Source organism: Streptomyces sp. SID3343 (assembly GCF_009865215.1).
Classification (GTDB): Bacteria; Actinomycetota; Actinomycetes; order Streptomycetales; family Streptomycetaceae; genus Embleya.
The window spans coordinates 1-9,721 of sequence record NZ_WWJX01000425.1 but is presented as its reverse complement, the minus strand read 5'-3'; the positions used below and the strand labels follow the sequence as shown (position 1 = coordinate 9,721).

Sequence of the window (9,721 nt, the reverse complement as noted above, 5' to 3'; positions counted from 1 at the left end):
TCGAGGTATTGGGTGGTGAGGAAGACGGTGACCCCGTCGGCCACCAGTTCGCGCACGATCTCCCACAGCTCACGGCGGCTGCGCGGGTCGAGGCCGGTGGTCGGTTCGTCGAGAAAGATCAGCCGCGGCCCGGCCACCAGCGTCATCGCCAGGTCCAGTCGCCGCTTCATCCCGCCGGAGTACGTCGCCGCGCGGCGGTCGGCGGCATCGAGCAGGTCCAACCGCTCCAGCAGTCGCCCGACCACGGCCTCCGCGCGGCGTCGGCCGAGGTGGCCGAGATCGGCCATCAGCCGCAGATTCTCCCGCCCGGTCAGCACCCCGTCCACGGCGGAGAACTGCCCGGTCACGCCGATCGACGCGCGCACCCGGTCGGCCTCGCGGCGGATGTCGTATCCGGCGACCCGGGCCGTACCGGCGTCGGCGGGAAGCAACGTGGACAGAATCCGGACCGTGGTCGTCTTGCCGGCCCCGTTGGGGCCGAGCAGGGCATAGACGGTGCCTGCGGGGACGGTCAGGTCGACGCCGGCGACCACCTGGTGGTCGCCGTACGACTTGCGCAGTCCGGCGACCTCGATCGCATGGGTTGTAGTGGTCATGCCGACCATGCTGCGAGGTTGACCCTGCGTCAGGGTCAACCGGTGAGTGGCGGCTACGACGACGGTGACGAGGGGAGTACGGGGTCCGAGCGTGGCGGCTCACGCGGCGGGCGGCCGAGCGGGCCGGACGTGCCGCGCCGGGCGATGCGTGGGGAGGCATTCGCCTTGGTCGCGCTGCTGGTCGTGGTGGTTCCGGCCCTCGACTGAGGGGCGAAGTCCGGTGCAGCAGTGAGGAGTTGCCTCGGTGTGCGGGTGCGAGTGAAGGCGAGGACGAGGGAGGCGTGGGCTGCTCGGTGGTGGTGTGGCGCCGCCGGCAGGGGGCGCTCCTACGGCCCTACCGGGAGGGCTGCATCCGGGTCGAGCGCGCCTGCGGCCAGGATTGTTTCGACTCCGCGCCCGGCTCGCGTTCCGCGTCGGTTTCGGTGTCGGTATCGGTTCCGGCTTGGGCTTGGGCCTCGGTTTCGGTCTCGGTCTCGGCTTCGGTTCCGAGGACGATCCGTACTCGGGAGAGGGCGGCTTCGGCGGCCGGGCGTACTTGCAGGGTCGGCAGCAGCAGGCGCCACAGGCCGGTCAGGTCCTCCTCGATGTGGGCCCGGCCGTCGAACGCCTCGGAGACGCTGTGCAGGCCGAAGAAGGCCATGATGATCGCGCGTGCGGCCTTCGGCGGGTCCACCGAAGGGGACAGGTCGCCGTGTCCGCGGGCCTGGATGAGGAGCGCCTCCACCGTCTCGATCCAGCCCACGAAGGGAGTCGGAAACGGGTCGACGGCGGGGAGGCGCTCGGCCCACAGGCGTGCGCCGCCTCGTACCAACGCGTCGTCGCGAAACGCCCGGGCGACGGCGAAGCTGAGACCCACCAACTCCTCCAACGGAGCGGCGAATCGCCCGGCGCAGCCGGCGACGAGGGGCGGCCAGGCCGCGAAGTGTGCCTGGACCACCGCACGGGCCAGATTTTCCTTGCCGGTGAAATGGAAATAGATGGCGCCGCTGGTGTGCCCGGACCGTTCGGTGATGTCGCTGATACTCGTTCCCGCGTATCCACGCTCGTCGAACAGTTGCGCAGCCGCGGCCAAGATCTGCGCACGCGTCGTTCCGGCCCGATCCTGCACGTGGTGTCCGTTCTCCCGGGGTGGCGATCGTCCGCATCGAAAGTAGCCAACCGGCGGGCCCGTGTCGGGATGACATGCGCATCTTTGACAAGCAATATTTTCGGGTACCCAGGCACCCTATGTACGGCAATGTGGAATCGACGGAGCACGCGCTCCGACCGTTGAGTTGGTCGCGTACCGTCGATCGCGAGTCGGTGCATCGGTCTTCCGTCGCCGAAGTCCTGCTCACGGACGCCCTGCCGTGCGGTGGACTGACCTTTCGGGTCGCGGCGCAGTGGTCGAGGTCGCACCCGTCCTTTCCCGACGGGGGAGCCGATCGACACCACCCGTTGATGGTCGCCGAAACCCTGCGCCAGATCGGGATCCACCTTCCGTTGAAGTACTTCGACGTCTCGCCGGACGCCCACTTCCTGATCAAGGATCTGTACTTCGCGCTCGACCCCGACGCGGAACCGCGCCTGGCCCACGGAGCCACGGACGTCAGTTGCCTGGTCGTCGCCGACGACGTGCGGGTGGCGCCCGACAGCGGCAGGGCTCGGGGTGTCCGGCTGCGGGTGTGGTTCTGGGCCGACGGACGACGTTTCGCCCGCGCGTCGGGGCGGGCGCGCTTTGTCGAGCGGCAGGACTACGCGGTGTTGCGTGCGGGCCGCCCCCCGGCGCCCGGCGCGCCGATGTCGAGCGTCGGAACGCGGGTGTGTCCCGAGTCCGTGGGGGTGGGCAGGGCGCGCGACGTGATGGTGAGCGCCACGCCGAGCGCGCTGCACGTGGACCCGGCCGACCCGCTGCATCCGTTCTTCTTCGACCACGGCAGCGACCACGTGCCCGGCATGGTGCTCCTGGAGGCGGCCCGACAGGCCGCGGCCTGGGGAAGTGGCGGTAGTGCGGTTCGGCCGCTCGTGGTGCGGCTGCGCGCGCCGCGGTTCACCGAGTTCGCCCCCACGGCTCGCGTCGAGTGCACGTGGCACGGCACGGCGGGCGTGTCGTTTCGGGTGTGGCAGGGCGAGGTGCGGACGGCCGTGGGCGCCATGCGGTTCCCTCGACACGCGGACAATCCGTAGTTGCTTGCTCACTCAGTGTCGTCGGCATAACGTAATGATCGTTATGTTCCGGGTCACGAGGATCCGAGACGCATCGAACGACGGCGCGAACCGACCGCTTTTGATGGTGGTCGGACATGCTCGGCCGGTGCCGCACGCGGACACCGCAGGACCGGCCCCGAGGCGGCCGACGGCCCCCGAAATCGCGCGTCGTTCGGCATCCTTACGAACGGCGGACCGATGACACTTCCCAACCTGCTCACTTGGACACCCTCCGCGATCGTCTTCGATTGCGACGGCACGCTGATGGACAGCGAATGCCATTGGGAGCACGCCAGGGAAAAGGTGCTCCTAGGCTACGGCGTCGAGCCGTCCGCCGACTTCGGAGCCCGTACCAAGGGCTTGCACTATGCCGAGTGCGGGCGACTGATGACCGAGGTGGCCGGGCTCCCGTCCGCGCGGGCGGAACTGGTGACCGGGGAACTCCTGGAGCATTTTCGGGCGTTGGTCGCCGACGACCCGGTGACCATCACCGGCGCGGGCGAATTCGTGCGCAGGGTAGCCGCGTTCGCGCCTTTGGCGGTGGCCAGCAACTGCCCGCGCGACGTCGTCGAGTCGGGCCTGTCGCACGCGGGACTGCTCGACAGCTTCTCGGACATCGTCGTCCCCGACGGCGACCTCAAGCCCAAGCCCCATCCGGACGTCTACCTCGCCGCCGCGCGCCTGTGCGGCGCCGCCCCCGAGGACACCCTGGCCGTCGAGGACTCGCTGTGCGGCATCCTGTCGGCCACCCGCGCGGGTCTGCGGGTCCTGGGCGTCGGTCCCACCCCCGGCGAGGAGGAACTCGCCCTGGTCGACCTTTGGGTGCCCACGCTCGACTGGCCGGCCCTGCTCGACTGGGCCGCGGCCAGACTCCCGGTCGCCTGACACACGAAATCGCGCCGGCGGCCGGCGAAGCGGTCGTGGTTCGGGGCGTCGGCGGTCGCCGACATGATGGGGCCATGAGCTCTCATCGACAACGAGGTAGCTGCGCCGTGTGCGGTCGAAGGTTGGCGTTGACCGAGGATCACTCGGTGTGGCGCCACGACGGGCCCGGACACGCACGGGTCGCCGGGGCGCCGATCTCCTGCCGGGGTTCGTGGACCGCCGCGGCCGACGCACCCACACGCATCGGGCCGGCGCAACTCGATCTACTGGCGCTCGTCGAGGGCTTCGCGCCCGCGGAGCCCGACGTCGGCGTCGAGGTGGACGGGGAGGCCGGGGCGCGCGACGGCGGTGACGGGGTGCGGGTCGAGGCGCCCGTGTTGTTCACGGATGCGAACTCGTGACGGGCCGATGGGGGCGGTGAGTTCACCGACGACGGCGGTGCGCAGGACCAAGCGTACGGATCACAGTACGCGGACGGCGGTACGCAGGCGGCGAGTTCGCGCTCGATGGGCGTTCGCGCTTGTTGGGCGTTCGCACTCGATGGGCGTGAACTCGCCGCCTGGCGCGGGTTCAGAGCTTGCGGGCCACGCCGCCGAATTCGATCCACTCGGCGGTTTCCTGGGTCGGACCCGGCGTGCCGTCGGGACGCCACGTGGAGACCTCGACCAGGCCGGGGGACAGCAACTCCAGGTCGCCGAAGTAGCCCTGGACGTCGGCAGCCTCACGGACCCGGCCCCAGTTGCCCTGGGTGGCGCCCAGCATGAAATCGCTGAGCCGTACGCGCACTTCGGGGTCGGCGGAGACCAGGTGCGAGATCACCACGAAGCTGCCCGGAGCCATCCGGTCCACGACGCGCCGGACCAGGGCGGCGGGATCGTCCGAGTCGGGAATGCAGTGCAGGACGGACAGGAACAACGCCGCTACCGGCTGGTCGAGGTCGATCAGCTTGGCCACGTCGGAGTGGCCGAGAATCGCGTCGGTGTCCCGGAAATCCGCGTTGACGACGGTGGTTTGTTCGTTGTCGGCGAGGATCGCCCGGCCGTGGGCCAGCACGATCGGGTCGTGGTCGATGTAGACGACGCGTGACTGCGGGTCGATCCGCTGCGCGATCTGGTGCACGTTGTCCTGGGTCGGCAGGCCCGAGCCGTGGTCGACGAACTGGCGAATGCCGTACTCGCCCGCGAGGACCCGTACCGCGCGCTGCAGGAATCGCCGGTTGTTCACGGCCAAGGCCCGGGTGCCCGGGGCGGCTATCGAGAGCTGGTCGGAGGCTTCCCGGTCGACCTGGTAGTTGTCCTTGCCGCCGAGGTAGTAGTCGTACATTCGCGCCACGCTCGGCACCGACTGGTCGATGGCCCGGAGGGCCGCGGTCTGGGCGTCGTTGTTCTGTTCGTCCATGCGAACCTCCTTGGAAGACAAGGCCGTTGTCGGTGCGGCGTGGTGGGTGGCCGCGTGTGCGAGATCCTAGCTGATACTGGACGCCGTCCAGGGTCGTGGGCACCTCTCGGCTTGCCGCACGCCGCCGGTTCCGGCAGGCCGCGACGGGTATGGGTGAGGGCAGCGCGGCCGTGACGGTGGCGGTGACACGGTCGGCCGCTTGGCGGGTTCGCCGGCGGGTGGACTCGCCGACTCACCGACTCACCGACTCACCGACCCGCCGACCTACCGACCCACCGACCCGCCGAGTTCGGTGGGAAGGCGTCGCAAGGGGTCGCAGGGCGTTGTCTGCCGGCATGTGCAATTGCCCGGTTGCGCGTGGCCGGCTGACGTGCAACGCTGGGGTTGCATCCCAAATGATGGCGACGACGAAGGAGAGTCTCCTCATGAGCGAGGACCGGATCGAACGCGAAACATTGATCGAGGCATCGTTGGAGCGAGTCTGGTCGTTGGTGGCCGAGCCCGGGTTCTGGGTGGGCGAAAAGGCGAGCCTGCCCGGCACGGTGGCCGAGGAGGGCCGGACGACGGTGGCCCGGAACGCCGAGCACGGCGACTTCCCGGTGCGGGTGGAGAAGGTCGACCCGCCGAACTACCTGGCGTATCGCTGGGCCAGTGGGTTCCCCGGCGAAGAGCTGCGCGATGACAACAGCACCCTCGTGGAGTTCAGGTTGACGGCCGAGGGCGACAAGACGCGGCTCAGCGTGGTCGAGAGTGGCTTCGCGGCACTGGCCGGCTCGGAGGAACTGCGCCGCACGGTGGTCGAAGGCAACTCCGAGGGCTGGCCCCAGGAGCTCGACGCGCTCAAGGGCCGCGCCGAACAGCCGTCCCCGTGACGAACGACGGGCTCGGCGTCGCGGCCGAAACGGTCGACCACGTGCTCGCCGCGTTGGCCGATCCGACGCGACGCCGGTTGCTCGATCTGCTCGCCGCGCACGGTCAGGCCACCGCGACCACGCTCGCCGAGGGCCTGCCCGTTTCGCGGCAGGCGGTGGTCAAACACCTGGCCGTCCTGGACTCCGCCGGGCTGGTTTCCGGCGGCCGGGTCGGACGCGAGGTGCGATACGCGGTACGGCCTGCGGCGTTGGACGCGACCGCGCGGTGGATGGCGGCGCTCGCGACCGACTGGGATCGGCGGTTGGCGACCATCAGGCGCGTCGCCGAGGCGGCGGAGCGGGAATCGCGTTAGCCGGCCGCGCCCGTCGGGCCGGGGTTCGACAGCCCCGGCCCGGCGCACGCGGCCCGGGCGATCGACGCCCCCCGAGCGTCGCCGGCACTCGTGGGGGCGTTCGTCGTGTGAGTGACCGCCCGGCGCCGCGCTGTCGGCGCTTTCACAGGGCGACGAATCGGCGTGGGCCGTCGCCCGTGACGACCCGGCCGAACCGCATGCCCGGGAAGTGGGCGGCGGCGACGAGGTCCTCGGTGTCCGCCACCTCGTCGGCGAGGGCGTTGCGCACCGCCGACGCGGCGACCGGGTCGACGTCCCAGATCACTTCCCAGTCCCGCTCGCTCAACTGGACCACCGAGTGCGCGACGTCGCCGAGCAGCAGAGCCCGCCGCCCGCCCGACGAGACGATGTACACGGTCGAGCCCGGGGTGTGCCCGGGGACGTGGCGGGCGTCGACCCCCGGCGCGACGGTGAAGTCGCCATCGAACGGTTCCATCCGGGGCTCGATCGGCGCGAGCTTGTCGATCGCGTCGCGTTCCGCGTCGGGACCCGAGACGAAGCGCTCCCAGTCGGCCCGATGGGCGCGGTAGGTGGCATGCGGAAACACGATCTCGCCGCGGTGGGTGGCCCAGCCGACATGGTCGAAGTGCAGGTGGGTGAAGACCACGTCGGTCACGTCACCGGGCTCGATCCCTTGGGCGCGCAGCGAGTCGAGCATGCCTCCGCCCACGTACTTGCCGTTGTCGAAATCCCCGACACCGGCGTCGACCAGGACCGTCCGATCGCCGGTGCGGATGCAGAATCCGCCGAGCGGCAGTTCCAGCGTCCCGTCCGCGCCGAGGTGTTCGGTGTGGCAGGCCCACGCGTCGTCCACGCCGGGGCGAGACAGGATGTCCGTCGCCACCTCGACGCCGACGCCGTCCACCACGGGCAATACCTGGATGTCCCCGATCTTCATGCGTGCTTCTCCGTCCCACGGTTCGGTACGAGCGGCGTCGACCTCGCCGACGAACGCCTATTCCCTCCCGGCCGTCCAGTACTCCCGCAGTGCGGCGGCCGGGCGAAATCGGCCGTCCGGGCCGCCTGTTCGGCGGCGGCCGGGAGCGACCGGGAGCGGGGGCGTGGAACACGAGAATCCGCTTTATTGGTATAGACCTATTGCTCGGCGTGCAGGGAGCGGCTAGCGTCTTCCGCGTGCGCCGGCACGGTTGAACAGCCCGAATTGCCTTTCCAACGGCCCGAGTCGAGGCTCGGGACGAGAAACGGAGTCGAGCACATGCGCAAGACCTTGGCTGGTATCGCCTTGACCGCGTCCCTGTTGGGCGTGGGAGCCGCCGCGGCGCCCGCGATGGCGGATCCCGCCCCGGGTGGCAGTTTCATCTTCTACGGCTACTACCCCTCGCAGGCGTCGTGCGACGCGGCCGGCCACGCGGCCGCTCCGGCACACGGGCCGGTGTACCTGTGTCTGAACAACGGCGGCACTCTCTGGTCCCTGTGGGTCCACTGACCGACGCCGGCAGCCGAGTCGGTGCTGCCGGGTGATACGCCGTACGGGGCGCCTCCGCCGTGAGGGTGGGGGCGCCCCGTACGGCGTTCCCGCGGGCCGCCGACCGACCGCGCGGCTCGCCTCGCCTCGCCATGCGGCGGGCGCGTGGTGCTCGGCTTACGGTGCTCGGCTTACGGTGTTTCGGCCCACGATGCTCGGCCTTCGTCGTCGGGTGCCGAGCGGGCCGGACGATGTCGTTCCGCCGGTCACATGCCGTGGCGGCGGTCGCCCATCACCAGTTCGCTGACGCGCGCCTCGTTCTCGGCCGAGAACGGATCCCGGTGGGCGGCGACCGCGCGACGAGTCTCCTCGGCGACCAGGTCGGCGTTGATCTGTGCCCCGGCACCGGCGCCCGCCGCCGCGGCCGCGCCGACCTGGGCGGCCAGATCGGTGACATTGCCCGCGACCCACACACCGGGCACCTCGCTACGCCCGGTCGGGTCGGCGGGGAGATACTCACCGGCCCCCGAGGCGTGTGGCACCGGTTCCAGTCCGAGCCCCGCCAGGAAGCCGGCGCGCGCCACCATGCGCGGCGAGACGGCCAGCGCCTCGCGGGCGAACGTCCTGCCGTCGCTCATCCTCACCCCTGCGAGGCGGTCGTCGGCGATCTCCAGGGACGCCACCTCGCCGTGCACCACGCGGATGCCGCGCGCGGCCAACTGCTCCGCCTGTTCGTCGGTCGGCGGCGTCACGGTGTGGGCGAAGAACGTCACGTCGTCGCTCCACTGCCGAAACAGCAGCGCCTGGTGTACCGACAGCGGCCCACTGGCCAGCACGCCGACCGCCTGGTCCCGCACTTCCCAGCCGTGGCAGTACGGGCAATGCAAAACATCCCTGCCCCACCGGTCCCACAGACCCGGTACGTCCGGCAGTTCGTCGACGAGGCCGGTGGTCACCAGCAGTCGACGGGCCCGGATCGTACGGCCGTCGGTCAGCGCGACCTCGAACCCGCCCTCGGATTCCGTCCCGGTGTGATCCCCGTCCTCGCGGCGCACGGTGGCGACCTCTCCGGACACCACCAGACCGCCGTAGCCGCGGACCTCCGCCCGGCCGCGCTCCAACAACTCGGTGGGGGCCATCCCCTCCCGGGCCAGCAGCCCGTGCACGCCCGCGGCCGGGGCGTTGCGCGGGGCGCCCGCGTCGATCACCACCACCGACCGTCGTGCGCGTGCCAGCATCAGCGCTCCGCTCAATCCGGCCGCGCCGCCGCCGACCACCACCACGTCACAGCTGTTCCTCAGCTCATCGGTCATCGTGACCACCTCCGCCACGACCATGCGGGCCACCCCGCCGGATCGGCAAGCCTCGTTGCCGGTATGGCAAACTGTCGGTATGGATCACGACCTCGACCGGGCGCTCGACGCGGTCGGACCCCGGCTGCGCGCACTGCGCCTGCAACGCGAGATCACCCTGGCCACCCTGTCGGTGGTCACCGGGATCTCGATCAGCACCCTGTCCCGGCTGGAGTCCGGCACCCGCCGGCCCAACCTCGAACTGCTGCTGCCCCTGGCCAGAGCCCACGGCGTCACGCTGGACGAACTCGTCGACGCCCCACCCACGGGCGACCCGCGCATCCACCTGCGCCCGGTCGCCCACCACGGCATGACCATGGTGCCGCTGACCCGCCGAGCGGGTGGGATCCAGGCGTACAAGCTGGTGATCTCGGCCGACAGCCGCCGCACGGAACCCGATCCACAGACCCACGAGGGCTACGAATGGCTCTACGTCCTCAACGGACGGCTGCGGCTCGTCCTGGGCGAACAGGATCTGGTGCTCTCGCCCGGCGAAGCGGCCGAGTTCGACACCCACGTACCGCACTGGTTCGGCGCCGCGAACGCCGAACCGGTCGAATTCCTCAGCCTGTTCGGCAGCCAGGGCGAACGCGCCCACCTCCGCGCCCGACCC

General features: G+C 70.7%; 13 protein-coding genes. 8 read left to right on the top strand and 5 right to left on the bottom strand.

Features of this window, described 5'->3' with window-relative positions; all coding sequences use genetic code 11:
- On the bottom strand, positions 1–596 hold a 596-nt coding region (locus GT354_RS13975; protein WP_161356633.1), incomplete at its 3' end, for an ATP-binding cassette domain-containing protein.
- A gap of 18 nt (positions 597–614) precedes the next feature.
- On the opposite strand from GT354_RS13975, the gene GT354_RS13970 reads away from it, so the two are divergent.
- Positions 615–803 carry a hypothetical protein gene (locus GT354_RS13970; protein ID WP_161356632.1) on the top strand — a complete coding sequence of 63 codons (189 nt, stop codon included), beginning with the start codon at positions 615–617 and terminating at the stop codon, positions 801–803.
- Positions 804–930: 127 nt separating this feature from the next.
- Here GT354_RS13970 and GT354_RS13965 read toward each other — a convergent pair whose 3' ends face one another.
- Complete coding sequence (locus tag GT354_RS13965) at positions 931–1,704, bottom strand: ScbR family autoregulator-binding transcription factor (protein WP_161356631.1); 774 nt, start codon at positions 1,702–1,704, stop codon at positions 931–933.
- 119 nt (positions 1,705–1,823) lie between these two features.
- Here GT354_RS13965 and GT354_RS13960 point away from each other — a divergent pair, with 119 nt between their 5' ends.
- From GT354_RS13960 to GT354_RS13950, 3 genes are all read left to right on the top strand, one after another.
- The gene (locus tag GT354_RS13960; protein WP_161356630.1) at positions 1,824–2,762 is read left to right on the top strand and encodes a ScbA/BarX family gamma-butyrolactone biosynthesis protein; all 939 of its coding nucleotides are present in this window, start codon (positions 1,824–1,826) and stop codon (positions 2,760–2,762) included.
- 219 nt (positions 2,763–2,981) lie between these two features.
- Complete coding sequence (locus GT354_RS13955; RefSeq protein WP_161356629.1) at positions 2,982–3,668, top strand: HAD family phosphatase; 687 nt, start codon at positions 2,982–2,984, stop codon at positions 3,666–3,668.
- 128 nt (positions 3,669–3,796) lie between these two features.
- Complete coding sequence (locus GT354_RS13950; RefSeq protein WP_161356628.1) at positions 3,797–4,069, top strand: hypothetical protein; 273 nt, start codon at positions 3,797–3,799, stop codon at positions 4,067–4,069.
- A 169-nt stretch (positions 4,070–4,238) separates the two neighbouring features.
- Here GT354_RS13950 and GT354_RS13945 read toward each other — a convergent pair whose 3' ends face one another.
- Positions 4,239–5,066 carry an SAM-dependent methyltransferase gene (locus tag GT354_RS13945; protein ID WP_161356627.1) on the bottom strand — a complete coding sequence of 276 codons (828 nt, stop codon included), beginning with the start codon at positions 5,064–5,066 and terminating at the stop codon, positions 4,239–4,241.
- 425 nt (positions 5,067–5,491) lie between these two features.
- Between GT354_RS13945 and GT354_RS13940 the strand changes: the two genes are divergently transcribed.
- Both GT354_RS13940 and GT354_RS13935 read left to right on the top strand, forming a co-directional pair.
- Positions 5,492–5,938 (top strand): SRPBCC domain-containing protein, encoded by a 447-nt coding sequence (locus tag GT354_RS13940; RefSeq protein WP_161356626.1) that lies wholly within the window; start codon positions 5,492–5,494, stop codon positions 5,936–5,938.
- Positions 5,935–6,291 (top strand): metalloregulator ArsR/SmtB family transcription factor, encoded by a 357-nt coding sequence (locus tag GT354_RS13935; protein ID WP_161356625.1) that lies wholly within the window; start codon positions 5,935–5,937, stop codon positions 6,289–6,291. The genes GT354_RS13940 and GT354_RS13935 overlap by 4 nt, the downstream gene beginning before the upstream one ends.
- A 142-nt stretch (positions 6,292–6,433) precedes the next feature.
- On the opposite strand, the gene GT354_RS13930 is transcribed toward GT354_RS13935, so the two are convergent.
- On the bottom strand, positions 6,434–7,228 hold the full coding sequence (locus GT354_RS13930) for an MBL fold metallo-hydrolase (RefSeq protein ID WP_161356624.1): 795 nt from the start codon (positions 7,226–7,228) through the stop codon (positions 6,434–6,436).
- A 318-nt stretch (positions 7,229–7,546) separates the two neighbouring features.
- Here GT354_RS13930 and GT354_RS13925 point away from each other — a divergent pair, with 318 nt between their 5' ends.
- On the top strand, positions 7,547–7,777 hold the full coding sequence (locus GT354_RS13925; RefSeq protein WP_161356623.1) for a hypothetical protein: 231 nt from the start codon (positions 7,547–7,549) through the stop codon (positions 7,775–7,777).
- Positions 7,778–8,022: 245 nt separating this feature from the next.
- On the opposite strand, the gene GT354_RS13920 is transcribed toward GT354_RS13925, so the two are convergent.
- Positions 8,023–9,093, bottom strand: a complete 1,071-nt coding sequence (locus GT354_RS13920; RefSeq protein WP_202511875.1) for an NAD(P)/FAD-dependent oxidoreductase — start codon at positions 9,091–9,093, stop codon at positions 8,023–8,025.
- Positions 9,094–9,148: 55 nt separating this feature from the next.
- On the opposite strand from GT354_RS13920, the gene GT354_RS13915 reads away from it, so the two are divergent.
- A partial coding sequence (locus GT354_RS13915) for an XRE family transcriptional regulator (RefSeq protein WP_161356621.1) occupies positions 9,149–9,721 on the top strand: 573 nt, incomplete at its 3' end.